Below are 19,821 nucleotides of genomic sequence, written 5' to 3'. Positions count from 1 at the left end.
TGGGGCAGCGAGAAAGAAGTAACAGGGCAAGATTGACAAAAATGCGACATAAATATTGATTATCAGACGCATTGATTAGTTTCTGACTTAAAGGTCCAAATCGATCATATCAAGTCTTTTTTGATAGATCCCCTGCTTAAATGAAGCATTATGCCATTGCTGAAAGATCTCTACCGCCTGCTCAGGGGTAATAAAATCTGCGGGCAGCACCAACACATTCGCCCCATCATCTTCGCGAGCTAATCGGGCAATGTCCGCACTCCAACAAAGTGCTGCATATATCTTCTTATGCCGGTTAGCAGCTATGGAAATCCCAACACCAGAACCACATAGCAACACACCCTGCTCTGCCTTACCCTGCAAAAGATCATTGCATACACGCTTTGCAAAAACCGGATAATCTGAGCGTTGCTCAGAAGTGGCACCTTGGTCTATCCAAGAATAGGCAGAAAAATAGGTTATTAAGTGTTGTTTAAGCTCATACCCCCGATGATCAGCTCCAATAGAAATCTTCATCTTTAAACAACTTCTTTTCTTTGAGGTTTTTTAGGTTCCACTCAAAATCACAACTATGGTACGGTGAGCTCATGACCAGCACTGGAACAATATCATGTCCATCAGCCCGCTCTGATTGATCTAGTTGCTCCAGTTGCTCATACCCATCGTCTCCACCCTTAGGCTCTTTTGGTTCAGATTGCTCGCTGCCAAACACAACTCTATACGCCGCTTTCACGGGCTTAAAGCAACGATAACGTGTTCCAAATAATGCCTGTAGCTCAGGCTCCAGGTCAACCTCTTTAATGTAAGTCGCCTTCATATGCTTAAACGGCTTTTGCTCTAAATCAAGCTCCGGATTTTTGCCTCCAGTATCATACAACTCAAGGCGAGGTAGCCACAGTGCATCCTTATCATTCAGGTTATCGTGCATCCGAGCTTCACGTATATCTGCCAAAACATAAAAAATATGCGATTTTTTCAACTTTTTTGCGTAATCATCATGCAACCGTTCTCGCTGCTGCTCATTCAGGCCCCGGCGAGTTGCATAGGCATCGCAGTATTTTTTAGCTACTTTCTCACTGAACCAAAGTACATCAAACGCCGCCAGTGTCTGAAACTCGTCATAGGCAGTTTTGCTGCGCAGATAGTGATAACGGAGCTGTAGCTCGTCTTCAATAGTCTCCGCTTGAGGAACCTCTGGACCAATAATGTCATGATATTTAACACATGAACTCGTCAAAAATATTACACACACACCCGCAATAAGCCTTGCTACGGCACCCTTTTCAATCATATACCTGTCTTTCATTGCTTACACTGATTGGTTTCTATCCGTACGGTCTTAGTATAGCCATACTGACCCAATTTTGAATAAAAATAAATACAGGGCCATGACATCAACCTAGACACTCTAAACGGCATACCTACGCCCCCCAATGGCCCAAAGTGCCGTCTAGATGGGCACTTGACAAATATAATTTCTCATTGTAAATTAATAAGAAAATGGATATTGTGTGTATAAAACTGGAGGTTACTCATGAATTATCTAAAGAAAAGCTTATTACTCACGCTGTTTTGCTTGTTCGCCCTAGGGCAAACAACGGTTGCCCCAATGGCGGCAGCTCAGCCGTTTCTTAGACCTATTATGCGTCCAACTGTTTCGATTCTTAATGCTTTGGGGGCAGTATCCACAGTAGTAACACTCAAGCACTACCTACAGGATACCAATAACACCAACACTCGAACCGTTATGCCTTCAAACATTGGCACTAACGCTCCTATCTCACCATCAAGCGCCCTGCCTCCGTGCCCAAATTACATTAGTTGGCCAACTCATGGACTCTATCAAATACAAAAAACATTGTCGTCAAACCCTTTTATTAATATTCCATCAGAAGCGGTCATGAGCCTTGTTACTGCATGGCCATATTTTCTCACCAATGACATCAGAACAGCATCAATACTTGCTTGTGCTGACAATGCAAGCCGCTTGATTGAAAACAAACTCAACCCTGCAGCTCCAACTCTTTTAAGCACCTTTGCATTTGCTTTATTTGCACATGGTGGCAGCATTATCAAGCCTTTTGGCCTAACCGGAAAAACATCCAACATCATCACAGGCCTCAGTCTTGCAATGATTGCATACAATTATGCTAGCACGTTTCGTTCACTGCCCGAAAAAGAAAAAACTATCAAACGCATATCTAAAGAATATACAAATAAGTACACAAGTGCTGCCAAACCAGAAATAAGTGCAGACCAATCTAGTAAATTTTGTGAGTCAATGGGACAAACAAAAGAACTTGAGAACAAGAAAACACACCTACAGCTCATGCCCGCAGCAATTCTACTTCGCTCAGTTCCACTGGTTCTTCCATGGATAATGAGCAACTATTTCCCAGCACGCGCATAGCCGCACACAAAGAAAAGCAGCACAAACTTTACAAGAGGCCGCCTCTTTCGTTATTCTTGGGCTTGATAAACTCTTCAACCCATAAATCAAAGTTTTTTTATGAGCCCTACACGTCTGATTACTTGGCGATACTTAACCTACAGACACAAAAATAGCAACATCGCGTTCATGATAAAGGTATGTTTTCTAGGTATTTTTATCGGGACTTTTTCGTTAATGCTCACCCTAATAATCACCAATGGCTTTGAAAAAGTTATCAGCGAAAAAATGCAAGGCCTTAATGCGCAAATTATCTTATCATCACCAGGTAATCGCCTTGACTACTTACAGCTCAGTTCAGTGCTTAAGCGGGAATTTTTTGACAATATTCAAGCCATTAGCGGTAGCAGTATCAAGCAGGCACTTTTAGAGCAAGATGAGCAACACACCGTTCTTTTTTTAAAGGGAATAGATCCTGTCAATGAGGGCAACGTTACCTCGTTCAACAGCAAAATCACGCATCCCAAGCAAGCAACACTGCAAGCGTTGATTAATGAGAACAACCTATTTATAGGCCATCGAACAGCAAGCGATAAAGGCTTATCGGTGGGAGATGATATCACTCTGCTCATTCCTGAGCCCGGCGGAAAAAAGAAAATTAACTTACGGAAAAAACAATGCAAGGTAGGCGGTATTTTTAACGTTGGTCTAGAAGAATATGACAGCAATTTTGCTTTTATAGATCTTGAAACATTCAATGAACTCTTTGACCAACAAGGCGTTGAAACCATCACTCTCAAGTTAGCACAGCCACAACTTATCTTCCCACAACTCAATACTATAACCCAACTCATTTCACGCTCATGGTGGAAAGATGTTTATCTCTGGGTCCAAAATCGATTGACACAATCCCTATGGCCAGAGCAACATGAACAACAAGTCGTAAACAAGCTAAAACAACGCTTCCCCCGCCTACAAATCAACACATGGAAAGACTTATACCCATCGCTGGCATCATCGCTCAAGCTTGAAAAATATGTGAGCTTTTTTGTGCTTGCGCTCATCACGCTTGTCGCATGTATGAATATGGTCTCACTGCTGTTTATGCATATCGAACAAAAGCGCCCAGACATAGCCCTACTAAAAACAATTGGTATGTCGCATACGCACATCCGCTCAATTTTCATTCGAATCGGGCTGAGCATCACCCTTTTTGCATCATCGCTCGGCCTTGCATGCGCGGCTATCGCTGGTTATTGCTTGCAAGCATACCCCTTCATCAAGCTGCCCGACGTATATTTTGTCTCACATCTGCCAGCTCGTATGGACTGTGAAATTTTTGTTGTTGTATTTTTAGCAACATTACTACTCGGTTTCTTGGCAACATGGCTGCCTGCACAACGAGCAACAAAAATTAATGTCACACAGGTGCTTCGCCACGAGTAAACATAAAAATCCCCCCAGGTTATTCTGGGGGGATTTTATTTCAGACAATTAATAGTCTTTATTCTTTTCCTGAGGTAGCAACTCCTCCAGTACTTAATGAACTCACAGGACTTCTGCGTCCACCAACTAAAGTAGTTTTTACTCTTAATTTACCAATTTTTTCTTCTATATATTTTTCGTATTTTTTCAAGTAAGCGTTATACCTATTTTCTATTTTTCGGTATTGTTCACTGTTTGGATCAATAATACAGGCAAACGTTCCTAAGCAGGAGTCTCTTAACGCACGAAAATCACTAAGAAAGCTTTCTAGAAAGCCATCCTCAAAGGCCTTACAAGAAACATTCTCGTCAAGAAGAAAAGCAGCATTCAACCGAGCAAGCAACTTTTTCTCTTGCTCTCTAAAGCTTTCTGCATAAGCAAGCGCTTCATCTTCTTGATCTACATCAACATACAAAGCCACTGAATTACTAAATCGTATAGCAACTTTATCACCTTGGTCATCCCCATAATACTCAGCAGCGCTAACAAAGCCAAAGCTCGACCCTAGTAAAAGCCCTACTACAAGCACCTTCGAAATAGTATTCATAATAACCTCCATTGAGAAAAACAAACCGGGGAACAAGTCCCCGGTTCTACCATTTTATTTTTATGCTTTCTTACTTTTCGCTCGCTCAAGCTCTTCTTGCATACTTTGCTCAAGCAGCTGCATAAACTCATTCATTTGCGTACGCTCTTCCTCGTTCATGCTGGTATCACTTGCAACTTCACTGCGCATTTGATCAATAGCTGCACGGGCTTTCTGCTCACGCTCTTCTGGCGTCATACGCTCAAACTCTTCTTGAGCTTTTTTCATTTCTTCGCCAAGCTTTGCAAGCTCTTCCTGATTAATGCCACTCGATGCAACGTCTCCACCAGTAATGCCTGGCAATTGTACGCCTTTGCTCAGGTCCTGCGCAGATTCCTCTTGCTCAGTAGCTTCTTGAGTAACATCGCCTTCTACCTTTTTCTTTTTCTTGTTTTTGTCTTCTGACTGATCACCACCTAGAACGTCTTCCTTTTTTGACTCTTGCTCAACTGGTTGCTCAGCATCCTGATTTTGCACTTCTTGCTGGTCAGTTTCAACTGCATCCTTTTCTTGTCCATCAACTTCTGTTTGCTCAGGTTCTTGAGCTTGAGGTATTTGACCAACTACTTTTTGGTCACTTTCCTGCCCAAGATCAACTTGCTCAACCACCTGCGTAGTCGCCTGTTCCTGCTCTGCACGAACACAGCTCGAGCCCAAAATAATGGTAATAAACATTAATACAAGAATATTCATCATAACCTCCTTTGGTTAAATAACATTTTCTCCATTTTGCTACATATTTCCATTTGTATATATTAATCTTACCATCCGATAAAAATAAGTCAAACGGGACCCCAAAGCAATAAAAACTACCTTCCAGAGGGTAATTTCATAAAATCTTGTCCCGTTACGAGGCCTCTATCAAAAAAAGGCCTATTTTTTCCCATAACCGCTACAGGAAGCCTTTTTGGCAAAAAACCTGATAATTTCCCTTGCCCAGTACGCAACCCCAGTAACACCCGCCACGGTACTTATGCCTAAACAAACAACTCCCCGCTTCGTAGCCCATTCTCGATCACGCTTCCACTGCTCGCCAGACACGCTTGAATCAAACATGGCGTCTTGCACTCGGCCAAAATCCCTAGCAAGCAGGCATAAAGGCCCAAGTACCGCTATAACCCAACAGCAAAACAAAACAGGCGTAGATACATTTAAATGAGCCCGTTTACAATCAAAATCTTGCTCACAACAATGCCGCTCAACAAGCTTTATCAGAATATCTCGTTGTTGTTGGCTCAATGTCAGTGTTTGATCATTAATAAACTGCTCACGCTGGTTGTAACTTACGTCTTGCTGGGCAAAACATGAAGATGTCAGAAATAAACAAAATATCGTAATAAATAATCGCACCATCGCTATTGCCCCCTTGTGCTAGGTCTTTAAACAAATGTAAACAGAGCATGGTTATACCATAAAAAGGGATGAAACAAAATTTTATACTGCTTCGTCTATCTTTTCGCTATGCTTGAAAAAAGGTTTTTTTCAGAAAGGAGAGAAAATGGCACTCAGGACCATTAGACAACTCGACGTTGCAAACAAACGCGTTTTGCTACGTGCAGACCTCAATGTTCCCCGCCGTGAAGGCAAAATACTGCATGATTATCGTATCAAAATGCTTGTCCCAACAATTAACTACCTGCTTGAGCAAAATAGTAAAATTATTCTGGCGACACATATCGGCAGACCAAAACCACAACAGGAACATGACTTCGTAACCCATCCACTTTCAACGCGCATGCTAGTCAGCTGGTTCAAAGAGCATGGCTTTGCGATTGAGTATGAATCAAATCTTGAGCAAGCGCAGCACCTCAGCCACGAAAAACCCCAAACCATTCTGCTGCTTGAAAATATGCGTTTTTTTGAAGGGGAACAAAAACCAAGCAGCTCCTTTGCGCAACAGCTGTGCAACCTTGCCGACATTTATATTAACGATGCCTTTGGCGCCGCTCATCGCACAGACACATCGCTTACGCTCGTACCAAAACTATTTGATAAAAAAAGCAAAGGCATAGGCCTACTCATTGAGCGAGAAATGTCCGAACTTGAAAGACTCCAACATACCCCAGACCAACCATTTATCCTCGTGCTTGGTGGCTGCAAAATAGGTAAAAAAATTCCAATCATTGACCATTTTCTCTCACAAAAAGCACACCGAGCGGAGCACGTTTTACTTGGAGGAGCAATTGCCCTAGTGTTTCTAAAGGTACAAGGTCTTTTCCAAACAACGCTCGAAATAGAACCAGCATCACTGGCCTGGGCAGAAACACTTCTTAAAAAAGCAACCCACAAACAAATTAACCTACACCTTCCACTTGACCTTGTTTGGCATGGGCACGATAGCACACAGCTACAGACAACGTCAGTTCAGGAACTGGGCAAAAGCACTATTTCAGTTGTTGATATTGGCCCACAAACGATTGAACTTTTTACCGAAAAAATTAAAAATGCTGCCACCATTTTTGCAAATGGACCAATGGGTATTTATGAAAACAAGACCTCTCAAAAAGGCACTAGAGACGTGCTAACCGCCATCGCTGACGCTGAAGCATTTGCTATCATTGGAGGGGGAGACATTGTTGCTGCAGCTCATACATTTGGTGTCGCCGATCGGATTAATTTTTGCTCAACCGGCGGTGGAGCAACGCTGGCTTACTTAGCGGCACAAGATCCCCATCAGCAACTTTCGGGGCTAATGCACTTATAGCGCTCGTAGCACAACATTAATCCCAAAGTGACCTCACGTGAAATGACCACGCAGGCTTATCAGGTTTTTTGAAATAATGGCGCAGTGACCAGCCATGCGCGGCAGATATAAGTACAAATGAATGCATATGAGCAATATGACTCGCCGTTGCAAGCGTATACACCGTACCATCCCATTGCCGCACCATACCCTTGCCCACAACGATACGCTCACGCATATTGTTGGTACCATTAAGCTGACTAAGTTGTTCATCAAGGTGTTGATGCCCACGAATAACACCTCTAACCGCAACGCGCCGGCTTGAAGCGCGCTCAAACCATCGCCAACTCATAGCCTTGCCCCAAATGAGCACTTTTCTACGGTAAGAAATAGTCGCAAGCTCTGCCCCAAACTGTTCAGTCAAAAAATCGTTCCAACACCCGCCAAACCGAAGCGAATAAAAACTTTGAGGCTTACAAAAATCAATTACCCCCTGCTGGCCAATCAAATCAAAGCGCTCATGCTCGGTCCATAACTGCTGACATTCCTGTTCAAGGTGCTTACGACTTTGCTCACTAACCAACTCATGCATCCCATGTAAACGGTCAAGTTTTGTCAGCAACTGAAAGTTACTCTGTTCATCAGCAAGAAAATCATGTGGATTCCAACCAAGTTCAAGCCCTCCATGAGTAAATAATTGATACTCAACCTTATCAGTCTTGCCATTTCGATTACCAACAAAGACTGCATGGGGTAAATATTCAAACCAGTGAAGCAGTTGAGGAAAAACATAATCGGGAATAAAATCACGCAGCTGATCAAGCAGCGTTACATGCTCTTGAAACTTTCCCTGGCTTTGTTGTTCACGCAAACGCGCCTGAAACCGAGTACACGTATACGCGTCTTCGTGGTTTCCTCGACATAAAAAAACATTGCCTGGGTTGGTTACAAACAAATCAAACAGGAGCGCCATAACGGGAATGCTGGCAGCTTCACGATTAACGTAGTCCCCCAAAAAAACAAGATAAAAATCGTTAGTAAGAATTCTAAGTCTCTGATCAAGATATCCAGCTTCGATTAATTCAGTCAATACGCTGCCCAGAGCATACAGGTCTCCGTGCACATCAGCAATAACCGCAATCTTTGCATGCTCACCAACAATTATTTTTTGAGCGAAAGGAGTCTTAAAACGATCAACATCATGCGCTGCATTATCATAACCTACAGCATTTGCATCTAAAAAATTTTCATCTGGCCTACATTGTTCATGCCACGCACCTTGCTTAAGATTATCTGTTGCAGCACACACAAATTGCGTAAGCTTTTTTACAAAGACATCTGGTGTAACTGCCTGAGCATACTGCTGACACCACACTTGCAACTCCTGCCTGTTTCCCGTCCACACTACGCCTTGATTCATAATTTTAGCCCTTTTAACATGTCTTTGTTTTTTTGCGTTGAGTGCTGATCATCCTAAAAGGTTTGCCTACCTCTGTCAAATGGACGGCAACACAAAACCTCCATCGCTACGTTATTTTAATTATGCACTAAAAAAATAAGTGTTGTCTGCAAACAAAAAAAGGCGTATCTAACAACCGTTAGCTACGCCTTTGTGTACCTTTGTCACACGTGCATGGTGCGCGACAAAGTATACGAATGAATACTACTTACCTCCAAGAACATAAATTAATTATAAACAAGAAAATTTTTTAAGTAAATATATTTTAAATAAAGCACATTTTTTGCCGCGATAAAAATACAATATGAATTCACCAAAAGATTTAAAACACAACCATGAAAAAACAATAAAGAACGTCCTACCTTACAAGCTCAATAGTAATTTGCCACAAAGCTTGAATCTTGTAATAACTGGGTGATAAGCTTACAGGCAGTCCGGGGGGCACGCGCAAGACAGAAGTTTAGTCCAACGGCAAAGGAGCGCCATGATGCTCAACGATCAAGAGAAAAAAGAGGCAACAACAAACGACGTACTACAGTCAGAGCAGCATCCACCTAAGCAACCATCTCCCCCCCCTCCATCATCACCACCCGAAGACGCTACAGGATCAATACGATACAACCGTATTTTTATTCTTGATACTAATGTACTTATTCACGATGAGCGTGCAATCTATGCGTTCAAAGATGTCGTTGTTGGCATTCCTTTCATTGTACTTGAAGAGCTCGATACATTTAAATCTGACACTGGAGAGCGCGGACGCAATGCGCGCGCTGCCATTAGAACACTCGACAACTTACGATTTCAAGGAAGCTTAAGTGAAGGAATCCCATTATCAGACACAGCAGGCACATCGCTACTCAAAGTATTTCCAAACCCACGAGCCTGTACCGTAACCGGCGAAGATATTGTTTGTGACATTAAAGATAACATCATCATACAAACCGTGCATGACCTCACGCAACAAGGAAAACAGGTCACGTTAGTAAGTAAAGATATTAACGCCCGGGTCAAAGCGGACGCATTGGGCCTGGAGGCGGAAGACTATGCAAAGGGCAAGGTAAACTACGATCAATTCTATAAAGGCTGGTTTAGCATTCAAGTTCCAGCTATGGAGCTTAAAACCCTGACGGGAAAACGTCTAGCCCCATTCGTGAGTGATCGGGAACTCTACGCAAATCAATTCATTATCTGCGAAAGCGAAAATAACCCAGAAAATTACCGCTTATTCAGATTTATGGGTGGCAGCACATTTAGAGAAATACATCCAAGCATGATCATGAACTCATTCGGCCCTAAAAATATCCAACAAACCATGGCGCTTGATCTGCTGCTTGATGATGATGTACAACTCCTTACTTTACTTGGCCCAGCTGGAACAGGCAAAACATTTCTCGCACTCCTGGCCGGTCTTTTTAAAGTTGCCCATGAACGAGTGTACCGACGCCTTTTGGTAACGCGCCCCGTTGTTGCACTCGGTTCTGATATTGGTTATTTGCCCGGTGATCTGCAAGAAAAGCTCCACTACTGGATGCAGCCCATTCATGACAACCTCGAGTTTATTTATAGCCAGTTTTCAAAAGATGAAGACGCTTTTGACAACCGGGAGAGGGACAAGAAAAAGGGAGACAAAAAACATAAACAGCACAACGGACACCGTACCTTTCATCAAGACCAGGCAAGCCGTGTTCAACAGCTTCAACAAAAAGGAATCCTCAGCCTTGAGGCCATTACCTACATGCGTGGACGCTCAATCCCTTTTCAATTTTTATTCATCGACGAGGTACAAAACTTAACACCACACGAGGTAAAAACCATTGTAAGCCGTGCAGGCGAAGGAACTAAAGTTATTTTGGCCGGCGACCCCTACCAAATTGACTCTCCGTACCTTGATTTTACAAGCAACGGCCTGACCGTCACCACTGAAAAATTCAAAGAACACTCAATCTTTGGCACGGTCTTTCTAGAAATTAGCGAACGTTCGGAACTGGCTAAACTAGCCATCGATGTGTTATAAACTTACTGATGTTTTTCAATCTCAGTCAAGAAGCGGCCAACGGTCTCTTCTTGATTGAGATTAGTATTGTCAATAACAATTGCACCGTCAGGAATTTTGAGCGGGGACTCGTCACGCGTGCTATCACGCTGATCACGCTCTTTTAAATCTTGAGCAACCTGCTCTCGCTCCATGTGAATCGACTTACGGTTGCTGTCAGAACAAACACGATCTAGACGCGTATCAAAATCAGCGGTTAAAAAAAACTTAACATCAGCATCGGGAAAAACAACTGTTCCACAATCGCGGCCATCAGCTACTAAGTTATAATGGTCCGCAAGGGAACGTTGAAAGTCAAGAAGCTTTTGCCTAACGAATTTAAACGTACTCAAGTATGAAACAAGGTTTTCAAGTGACACATCACGAATGCGATGTGTGATATCCCGGTCCTGAAACAAAATATGAATTCCTTGATCATCATACTTGTATGTTATTTCAGAGACAAAGTCTAAATCTTTTTCATTGATAAGCTCTGGCTTGCGCAAAAACTTTTGACAACAGATGGTGCCTTTTTGCAAGATCAAGATATAAGCAAGTGTCCGATATAAAAGCCCAGTGCTCAGATGGTAATACCCCAATTTTTTAGCAAGTGCTCGGGCAACGGAGCTTTTTCCACTTCCAGCGGGACCATCAATCGTTATAATCATGTTTATACCTTTTTATTCTTTTGAGAATAAAGTCTTAAAAAGCATATCAAAAATCATCCACACCTTGTCTTTCTCCCCCTTTAGAATAGACTTTCATACAAGAAAGGCAAATGAGTTTACTGTTATTTAGACGAGTACGCAACTATGATGATGAAAAAAAATATACATGATAAACCAACCCCACTCATGCAGCAATATTTCGATATTAAGGCCCAATACCAAGACACGCTGCTCTTTTTTCAAGTTGGTGATTTTTTCGAGCTGTTCTTTGACGATGCCAAACTCGCCTCATCATTTCTTGCAATCGCGCTAACCAAGCGTGGTAAAAATAAGGGTGAAGATATTCCACTCTGTGGCATTCCGGTTCATGCCCTCAATCACTATCTGATCAAGCTCATCAAAGGCGGTTTTAAGGTAGCATTATGCGAACAACTCTCAAAGCCCCAACCAGGCACCGTGGTTGAGCGCGGCGTCACCCGAGTGCTTACCCCCGGAACGCTGACTGACGGCCTTATGCTTGATGAAAAATCAGCATCCTATCTGCTGACACTGTTTCCAACACGCGAAAACCTGGGTATGGTTTTTTCAGAGCTACTCACTGCACAAATCTTTGCAACCGTCATTCCCACGAGTCAACAACGGTTGCTCGAATCTGAGCTCACCCGTTTTTTCCCAGACGAAATTGTACTCCCGGCCACGGCACAAAACTCAAACTTGCTCACACAGCTAAAAAAAATGGGATACTGTACCAGTATCATAGATCATCCAGGTCTTAATATCGAGCCTATTCATGTGGACGAACAAGAGTACGAAACTAAAAACTGGCTCCAGCAACAATTCAAACAAAGCGTACATGAACAAATTAACCAGCAGCCCATAGTTTGCAGCAGCCTGGCACTCTTGCATCGCTACCTACAAAAAAATAACGCGCCGTCACTCACACAATTCAAAACAATACAATTTTACCAACCAGACGACTACTTACTCCTTGATAGCACCACACAAAAACACCTCGAACTGGTTAAAAACAATAACGATGGAAGCAGAAAAAACACCCTTCTCTTTGTCCTGGACCAGGCAAAAACTCCGATGGGATCGCGTACCATCAAAAAATGGCTAACCAAGCCACTGGTACAAAAAGATGCCATCACCGCACGCCACGAAGTTGTCAAACAACTTCACGCACGACCAACATTGCTCCAACTACTTGCTGATCAGCTCAGTTCAATTGCCGACATTGAACGCATCATTGGCCGCATCGCACTTTGCTCTGCAACGCTGCACGATTATACCACGCTCAAAACCTCACTCACCCATATCCCACAGCTCAAGCAGTTTTTGCATGACAACCTCACGGGGGATATAGCCCATACCATGCACAAAAGCATGTGTGACTTTACCCCGCTAGTTCAACTGCTTGATGCAAGTCTGAACGATGACCCCAGCCAACCTTACATCATCAAACCAGGTTTTGACCAACGTATTGATCAACTCAGAAACCTGATTGAAAACAGTCAACAGTCAATTGCTCGCCTCGAAGCGCATGAGCGCAGTAAAACAGGCATTGGTAGCCTTAAAATTGGCTACAACCAAGTTACCGGCTATTACATTGAGGTGACCAACACACATCTTGATAAAGTTCCCATTCACTACCTTCATCAACAGAGCCTTTCTGGCAGAAAACGCTTCATCAACGAGCCACTTAAAAATCTTGAGCAAGCCATTTTGAGCGCCAATGCAGATATTGATCAAGCACAAAAGGCTACCTTTGAACGAATCAAAAAAGATGTCGCCACATACCTCAACTCGCTGCGCACGCTCGCGCAAGCAGTTGCACAATGCGACGCACTTTACAGCTTTGCAGCAGTTGCCCATGACCAACACTACACCCAACCAACATTTAATGATGCACATCGTTTTTCCATCACACAGGGCCGACATCCAGTTGTTGAACGAACACAGCCCATTCGCTTTGTTCCCAACGACACAGCCCTGGACGATGACCAGTCGGTATGGGTAATCACCGGCCCAAATATGGGTGGTAAGTCAACCTACCTGCGCCAGGTCGCCCTGATCAGCATAATGGCACAATGCGGCAGCTTTGTACCTGCTCAGGCAGCTAGCTTGGGCATTGTCGACCAAGTCTTTACTCGAATCGGCGCATCAGACAACGTTGCCGATGGCAAAAGTACTTTCATGGTTGAAATGGAAGAAACAGCGCTTATCTGTGCCAATGCAACGCAAAGCAGCCTCATCATCCTTGACGAAGTTGGACGGGGCACCAGCACCTTTGACGGTATTGCCCTGGCTCAGGCCATTTTAGAGTATATCGCCGACACCATTAATGCCCGCTGCCTATTTGCTACCCACTACCATGAGCTGACCACATTGGCACAACATAAGCCGCACATCGCCAACTACCACATGGCGTGTCACAAACAGGGCCAACACCTTAATTTTTTGCACACCATCATTCCCGGTATTGCCAGGGGCAGCTTTGGACTCGATGTTGCAAAACTTGCCCATTTGCCCGATGCAGTCATTGCTCGAGCACACGAAGTTCTACACCTGCTCAATACCTCCTCCCTGGCAAGCCAAGACGCATCAAAGACACAAATAACACCTGCCAGTAGCACCAATCAAACATATCACCCTGCTCTTGAGTCCCTGCAATCACTTGATTTAGATGAATTAAGCCCCAAACAGGCTTTCGATCAACTATGGAAACTCAAAAAGCAGCTCCAGCAGAGCATTTGACAAAAATAAGATACTATGTGAAAATAGTACCATGTAATACTAAATTACAAATAACATTTATATAGTTTTTCAAAATGGAGGTATCATGAAAAAATATATTCTACTCTCACTCATGCTTGTCGCTGCTACCAACCAAACTCATGCTGGCTGGTTTTCCTCTGATGAGGGTGAAAATGTTCGCACGGAAAGGAAAGAAACTGCACATCAAGCTGCACAAAAATTTGCTATCTTTTCTTTCTTAACTAGCTTGAGCTTTTATCGTAGTACCAAAGCGTTTTTTTCAAAACCACTTAAAAACGAAAACGGCTTAAAAAGAAAAGCGTATCACTTCGCATGCCTAGCCATGACAATGCCATTTCTTGCTTATTTTACAGCAAGCACATGGGGAGCGATGCAACAGGCTCATAAAAAAAACAACAACTCGCCATTTTATGAACCACCAATAAACTTTACAAAAAGAACTATACGCGACCTAGCAATCGAAACAGACAACATGGCAACACTTTCACGCAGCACCTTGTCAAGTATAGCCGACTTCTGGACAAAAACGTACAACACAGGCGCTGACACTTGTAAGTGGATTAAAGAACGAGTAGGTGCAAAAAAAGGTTAACCACGCACCCCGGCATGGAGGCTTACTATGAAAAAACGTATCACCTTGGCACTTTTGATTGCGTGCTTGGCGCAAACCGCAAACATGCAATCGCCAAAACAAATCAACCACGAAGAACACGAGCGAGCGGTTAAGTTTAGCCTTCTCTGGGCTTTTTGTTGGACAATGAAAGTGAAATCTTTTATCCCGGAAGCACTTCAAAAAATTACACGCCTGTATCCACGGACAGCCCCAGCAGTAACTAAGGCTAAAACCTTAATGCCAAGTTTCTTCAAAACTCAAAAATCACGTTTGATTAGAACATGCCAATTTGCATTTTGGTGGCCCCTCAATATCTACTTCGGCTTAAAAACACTACAGGCCATTCGCCAAGCACATCCAGCAGCCAACTTCATACATTCGGGCTCACATTTTGTTTCAACCATACGCAAAGATATCGTTGAAGAATCCAAAGAAATTAACAAAATAATCACCCAACTTTTCAGCTATACTAAACAATAGCACGCCTTTTTTATCGACTTTTAATGACCCCAATTCTTTTACAATGTGGTTTCAACACACACTCGCTACACTTAGGGGAAATCGGCACGCACACATTTTGTCCCCACATAACCAGCAAATGATTCCACACCGTCCAATATTTTTGTGGTAACACCTTTTTAAGCTGCTGCTCTGTCTGCTCAACCGTCTTTGTCTTAATCAGCCCTAGCCGATTTGAAATACGGTGCACGTGCGTGTCAACGCAAATAGCCGGCTTGCCAAACGCCATGCCAAGCACCAAGTTGGCAGTTTTAGGCCCAACACCATCAATGCTGATCAGCTCATCATACTTATCGGGCACTTTACCACCATACTGCTCAAGCAACACATTGCTTACACCACGCAACACTTTTGCCTTATTTTTGTAAAACCCCGTTTTAAAAATGATGCGCTCAAGCTCACTAACCGGCAACTTCAACAGCTGCTGTGGCGTTTTTACCCGAGCAAAAAGCTCACGACATACATGTACGGTGGTACTGTCTTTTGCTCGCAAGCTCAACAAGCATGCAATCAAAATAAGATATGGCTCGTGCCCAAACTCATCAATGACAATGTCAATAAGCGGCTGCATAAAACTTTTTGTGTTTTTTTGCAGCAGGTTAATCAATTTTTCGATATACTCATGCTCGCTCACACTTTTCCTCTTAGTTGGGACTGTTTGAAGCCAATAACAAAACGCTTTGCCATCTGCCAAATGGTTTGTCTACACTGATGAATGTTTCGTCACTATCATACAAACGCGCAGACGTACAAGGAGGCCTTTGTGGATATTGCACAGTTTAAAGAAAAAGTAAAAGATTTTTTATCATTTTTAGAGGTTGAAAAGAATGCCTCAGCTCACACGCTGCGCGCATACGCAAGTGACCTTGACCAGCTTTGTGCCTTTTGGGAGCGTATTAAAGAAAAAGAGAAAAAGGTTAAACTCGATTTGGACACCGTTTTGCGTCGCTACGCTGTCTCACTTTTTTATAAAAAGGTAAGTAAGTCATCACTAGCACGCAAACTCTCAACACTACGCTCATTTCAGCAATTTTTACACAACCAAGGCATTAAACTCACCATCAATCTCAAGTCACCACGTCTGGACAAAAAACTACCCGCAACACTCAGCGTTGATGAAATCTTTTATCTGCTTGATGCTATCAAAAACGACAACCTCCCCACCAAGTTTCCACACCGCGATAAGTCAATTTTTGAGTTAGTGTACGCAACCGGCATTCGCTGTAGCGAATTGGTCAACATCAGGCTTAACGACATCAGTTTTAGTGAGCGAGCAATCAGGATTTTGGGCAAAGGCCGCAAAGAACGCATTGTCTTGTTTGGCGCAAAAGCACAAAAACAACTTGAGCAGTACATCAATATTGAACGGCCAACGCTGCTCAAAGATGACAATGAACCCTACCTTTTTTTAAACTATGCCGGCAGCAAAATTACCACACGCTCAGTGCAACGTATTTTTGAAATGTTTCGCAAATTTTTAAAAGTCGACCGTACCCTGACACCGCACAAAATCCGCCACTCATTTGCCACACACATGCTTCATCAGGGCGTTGACCTACGCGTCATTCAAGAACTGCTCGGACACAAAACAATTTCAACCACCGAAATTTACACACACATTTCAAACCAGCAGCTGGCTAAAATGTGTGACGAAAAACATCCTCTCAACAAACTTGACCACTTGGTAAATAGCGATGACTAGAAATTAATAAATTTATATGCTCTCACTCAGACTAAGATAGCTACCCGTACAAAATTTGCTTGCTAAAAAAAATTGTCATTCCCGACGCCGTCCATTACTGTCCAAAGTGATACAAGAATAGTTGTAAAGAGACGAATTGTTACGCATCTTGATATTCCAAATTCGTCGTTCCCGCGAAGGCGGGAATCCAGAACTTGACTAACCATTATCTGGATCCCCGACCGAGCCGGGGACGACCCAAGGGGGGAATGTGTGTCCCGCAAAAAAACTTATTTCAAAACACTTTGGACAGTAATGGACGGCGATCGGGAATCTAAAAAATTCAAAAACCACCTTAAAACTTAATTATTTTTTGCAATAACTGTAAAATAAAAAAGATCCCCGATCGTCCCCCTGATCAAGCCAGAGGACAGGCTCGGGGATGACGACAAAAAAATAACATACGCCACCCAAATACCATACCTACACACAGGACCTTACGATAATTATGATAACAAACACAAACTATCAACTACTCGACTCTGGCCACGGCCGCAAACTCGAGCAAATCGGCTCAACACGCATCATCAGACCAGACACAAACTGCGTCTGGCAACCACGCCTGCCCAAGCACGAATGGAGCAAAGCACACGCAACATACGCAAAAAACAATGCTGACAAATGGGCTTGGCAGCATAAAAAGGGCTTACCCCCTGACTGGCATTTCCAGTACGAGTACAAAAAAATATCAATCTCCTGTCAGCTCAAAGCGAGTGGCTCTAAAAACATTGGCGTCTTTCCCGAACAAATGGCCAACTGGTCATGGATGATTGATGCAATCACCCAAAGCAAAAAAGACTTGTCAGTTCTCAACTTATTTGGCTACACCGGCGCAGCCACTCTTTGTGCAGCTGCTGCTGGGGCACAGGTTTGCCATGTTGACGCGTCAAAGCCCAGCATCAGCCAAGCTCGAACCAATGCCCAAAACAGTGGCCTTGCCAATGCACCAATCCGCTGGATAATTGACGACTGTGCAACCTTTGTCAAACGAGAGCTTAAACGGGGCAAGCGTTACGACGCACTCATTATGGACCCACCCTCATTTGGCCGCAGCCACAAAGGCAAAATCTTTGAGTTTGAAAAACACGTACTTGAGCTGCTCCAATTATGCACACGTCTGCTCGTACCCCAGCCTCACTTTGTTATTTTTAACGGGTACTCGATGGGCTTTTCGCCTACCGTACTTGCCAACGTACTTACCGACTTTTACCCAGACGTGACCCTTGACGTTGGTGAACTTGAACTAGCTCATGCCAGCGATAAACGCATGCTGCCCTGCAGCCTTTATGCCCGGTTCAAAGGATAAATGCTACCAAAACTTTCTTTATTTCTTTAAATCTGTTATTCTTTACTTAAGAGCAAGTAAAGAATAATTAAAGGAAAAGAAAGGCCAACCATGAAACCTCAAACGAATGAATTTTCTCGCCTAACAATCGATATTCCAAAACAAGACCACAAACGCCTGAAAGCTCTTGCTTTGGTAACCGGAAAAAGCATGCGGCAGCTTGTCATTGACTCAATTGAGCACCTCTACACAGAAAAAAAACCCAATAAAACAACATGCCAAGCAATCAAGGATACTGAACAAAAGAAAAATCTTGTAAAAGCAAAAAATATCGACGATTTATTTGAGAAATTGGGCATCTAGGCAATGTTAATAGCTATCTACCAAAAACAATTTACAAAAGACATCCAACGCCAAAAAAAGCGCTCCAAAGATATGTCCAAGATAAGGCAGATCATGCAAGCTTTACTTGAGTCAAAAAAATTACCCGTAAAAAATCGTAATCATAAACTCAAGGGCCCATACAGTACCTATTGGGAATGTCACATCGAGCCAGACTGGCTTCTCATTTACAAAAAAACTGACACCGAAATCATTTTTATTAGGACTGGCACACACGCCGACCTCTTTTAAGTCTGGCTCATGCCAGTGACAAACGCATGCTGCCCTGCAGCCTCTATGCCCGGTTCACATCATAAAGACATCAAGTCCTACAAATTATTGACCACTTCGCCCAACTTCTGCCAGCATAAGATTGTTATTCTTTTTTTTAATAACAATCATATGTCTTGCTGAGCTATGTGCTCTGATTTATCCAGGTACTGTTTGAGCATGACACAAACAAAGGACGAGTGGTATGAAAATAAAGACACGTTCCCTTCTATTGTTGGCCTTATCAATTGCAATGCTTTTAAACTCTGGCACCATCTCCCACGCAGCCGATCCAACCCCACCCGCACAAGACCTCAACCTTAACTCACCAGAAGCTGTTGAGCAGCTCAAGCAAGACGTGCTTGCAACAGAAGATATGAAAAAACTCATTGCACAAGCCCCTCCGACTAACCTATTTGTTACCTCCATTACCAGTAACACACAAAAAATACTTGAAGCACTTGTTGACCATATCTGCTCACTCCTCACTGGTACCCACATAAAAAAAGAAAAAAATCCCCTCACACTCCCTTCAGAAATTACTACATTCTTTATCAACAGCAGTTATCTTGAATTAACAGAAACAAAAATAACAGAGATCCACAATACCAACATGTTTCAACAAGGCAGTAAGCTTGATGAGCTGACACAAAACTTTGCAAACAAAATAGACACATGGATGCAAAACATACAAACAACATTTGGCATAGACCTGACACAGACAGCTTACCATTACTATGCACACGCAGGCCCTACAAGCATTAACACCAGAGATAGTCTTGCCGAAAAAATAACAGCAACACTCAAAGCATACAATGACGAGCATGGCAAGCAGACACAAACCGAACCAACGCTGACTTTACTACAAATTATGAAATTAAAAATGATGGATCTTATACACAAAATTAGTGCTAAATAAAAAGGGAAAC

20 protein-coding genes are annotated in these 19,821 nt (G+C 43.0%); 12 read left to right on the top strand and 8 right to left on the bottom strand.

Annotation, left to right across the window (positions count from 1 at the left end):
- Positions 1-87 precede the first annotated feature (87 nt).
- Positions 88-516 carry an RpiB/LacA/LacB family sugar-phosphate isomerase gene (locus H6679_04750; GenBank protein ID MCB9493555.1) on the bottom strand — a complete coding sequence of 143 codons (429 nt, stop codon included), beginning with the start codon at positions 514-516 and terminating at the stop codon, positions 88-90.
- Positions 494-1,306 (bottom strand): hypothetical protein, encoded by an 813-nt coding sequence (locus H6679_04745; GenBank protein MCB9493554.1) that lies wholly within the window; start codon positions 1,304-1,306, stop codon positions 494-496. The genes H6679_04750 and H6679_04745 overlap by 23 nt, the downstream gene beginning before the upstream one ends.
- Positions 1,307-1,534: 228 nt before the next feature.
- On the opposite strand from H6679_04745, the gene H6679_04740 reads away from it, so the two are divergent.
- Positions 1,535-2,410: a hypothetical protein gene (locus tag H6679_04740; protein MCB9493553.1), complete on the top strand. Its 876-nt coding sequence runs from the start codon at positions 1,535-1,537 to the stop codon at positions 2,408-2,410.
- Positions 2,411-2,578: 168 nt separating this feature from the next.
- Positions 2,579-3,835, top strand: a complete 1,257-nt coding sequence (locus tag H6679_04735; GenBank protein MCB9493552.1) for an ABC transporter permease — start codon at positions 2,579-2,581, stop codon at positions 3,833-3,835.
- Between the two features lie 58 nt (positions 3,836-3,893).
- Here H6679_04735 and H6679_04730 read toward each other — a convergent pair whose 3' ends face one another.
- From H6679_04730 to H6679_04720, 3 genes are all read right to left on the bottom strand, one after another.
- Entirely contained in the window at positions 3,894-4,421 is a 528-nt protein-coding gene (locus tag H6679_04730) for a hypothetical protein (GenBank protein MCB9493551.1), read from the bottom strand.
- Positions 4,422-4,481: 60 nt separating this feature from the next.
- Positions 4,482-5,153, bottom strand: coding sequence for a hypothetical protein (locus tag H6679_04725; protein MCB9493550.1), 672 nt, complete (start codon positions 5,151-5,153; stop codon positions 4,482-4,484).
- A 180-nt stretch (positions 5,154-5,333) separates the two neighbouring features.
- Positions 5,334-5,813 (bottom strand): hypothetical protein, encoded by a 480-nt coding sequence (locus H6679_04720; GenBank protein MCB9493549.1) that lies wholly within the window; start codon positions 5,811-5,813, stop codon positions 5,334-5,336.
- A 145-nt stretch (positions 5,814-5,958) separates the two neighbouring features.
- Between H6679_04720 and H6679_04715 the strand changes: the two genes are divergently transcribed.
- Positions 5,959-7,164 (top strand): phosphoglycerate kinase, encoded by a 1,206-nt coding sequence (locus H6679_04715; protein MCB9493548.1) that lies wholly within the window; start codon positions 5,959-5,961, stop codon positions 7,162-7,164.
- Between the two features lie 16 nt (positions 7,165-7,180).
- On the opposite strand, the gene H6679_04710 is transcribed toward H6679_04715, so the two are convergent.
- Complete coding sequence (locus H6679_04710) at positions 7,181-8,563, bottom strand: serine/threonine protein phosphatase (protein MCB9493547.1); 1,383 nt, start codon at positions 8,561-8,563, stop codon at positions 7,181-7,183.
- A gap of 523 nt (positions 8,564-9,086) precedes the next feature.
- Between H6679_04710 and H6679_04705 the strand changes: the two genes are divergently transcribed.
- Positions 9,087-10,619, top strand: a complete 1,533-nt coding sequence (locus H6679_04705; protein MCB9493546.1) for a PhoH family protein — start codon at positions 9,087-9,089, stop codon at positions 10,617-10,619.
- 2 nt (positions 10,620-10,621) lie between these two features.
- Here the strand turns inward: H6679_04705 and cmk are convergent, their stop codons facing one another.
- The gene (gene cmk, locus H6679_04700; GenBank protein ID MCB9493545.1) at positions 10,622-11,305 is read right to left on the bottom strand and encodes a (d)CMP kinase; all 684 of its coding nucleotides are present in this window, start codon (positions 11,303-11,305) and stop codon (positions 10,622-10,624) included.
- Positions 11,306-11,455: 150 nt separating this feature from the next.
- On the opposite strand from cmk, the gene mutS reads away from it, so the two are divergent.
- From mutS to H6679_04685, 3 genes are all read left to right on the top strand, one after another.
- Positions 11,456-14,062, top strand: coding sequence for a DNA mismatch repair protein MutS (gene mutS / locus H6679_04695; GenBank protein ID MCB9493544.1), 2,607 nt, complete (start codon positions 11,456-11,458; stop codon positions 14,060-14,062).
- 85 nt (positions 14,063-14,147) lie between these two features.
- Positions 14,148-14,675 carry a hypothetical protein gene (locus tag H6679_04690; protein ID MCB9493543.1) on the top strand — a complete coding sequence of 176 codons (528 nt, stop codon included), beginning with the start codon at positions 14,148-14,150 and terminating at the stop codon, positions 14,673-14,675.
- A gap of 27 nt (positions 14,676-14,702) precedes the next feature.
- On the top strand, positions 14,703-15,176 hold the full coding sequence (locus H6679_04685) for a hypothetical protein (GenBank protein ID MCB9493542.1): 474 nt from the start codon (positions 14,703-14,705) through the stop codon (positions 15,174-15,176).
- A 10-nt stretch (positions 15,177-15,186) separates the two neighbouring features.
- Here the strand turns inward: H6679_04685 and H6679_04680 are convergent, their stop codons facing one another.
- Complete coding sequence (locus H6679_04680; GenBank protein MCB9493541.1) at positions 15,187-15,786, bottom strand: endonuclease III; 600 nt, start codon at positions 15,784-15,786, stop codon at positions 15,187-15,189.
- A gap of 192 nt (positions 15,787-15,978) precedes the next feature.
- On the opposite strand from H6679_04680, the gene H6679_04675 reads away from it, so the two are divergent.
- The 5 genes from H6679_04675 (at position 15,979) to H6679_04655 (ending at position 19,811) form a co-directional block, all read left to right on the top strand.
- Positions 15,979-16,917 (top strand): tyrosine-type recombinase/integrase, encoded by a 939-nt coding sequence (locus H6679_04675; protein ID MCB9493540.1) that lies wholly within the window; start codon positions 15,979-15,981, stop codon positions 16,915-16,917.
- Between the two features lie 487 nt (positions 16,918-17,404).
- Entirely contained in the window at positions 17,405-18,262 is an 858-nt protein-coding gene (locus tag H6679_04670; GenBank protein ID MCB9493539.1) for a class I SAM-dependent methyltransferase, read from the top strand.
- 90 nt (positions 18,263-18,352) lie between these two features.
- Positions 18,353-18,604 (top strand): hypothetical protein, encoded by a 252-nt coding sequence (locus tag H6679_04665; GenBank protein MCB9493538.1) that lies wholly within the window; start codon positions 18,353-18,355, stop codon positions 18,602-18,604.
- A 3-nt stretch (positions 18,605-18,607) separates the two neighbouring features.
- Positions 18,608-18,874: a type II toxin-antitoxin system YafQ family toxin gene (locus tag H6679_04660; GenBank protein MCB9493537.1), complete on the top strand. Its 267-nt coding sequence runs from the start codon at positions 18,608-18,610 to the stop codon at positions 18,872-18,874.
- Positions 18,875-19,097: 223 nt separating this feature from the next.
- Positions 19,098-19,811 (top strand): hypothetical protein, encoded by a 714-nt coding sequence (locus H6679_04655; protein ID MCB9493536.1) that lies wholly within the window; start codon positions 19,098-19,100, stop codon positions 19,809-19,811.
- Positions 19,812-19,821 lie beyond the last annotated feature (10 nt).

This window comes from Campylobacterota bacterium, from assembly GCA_020633995.1.
In the GTDB taxonomy this organism is placed as follows: domain Bacteria; phylum Babelota; class Babeliae; order Babelales; family RVW-14; genus JACKCO01.
This window is presented reverse-complemented; position numbering and strand designations above follow the sequence as displayed.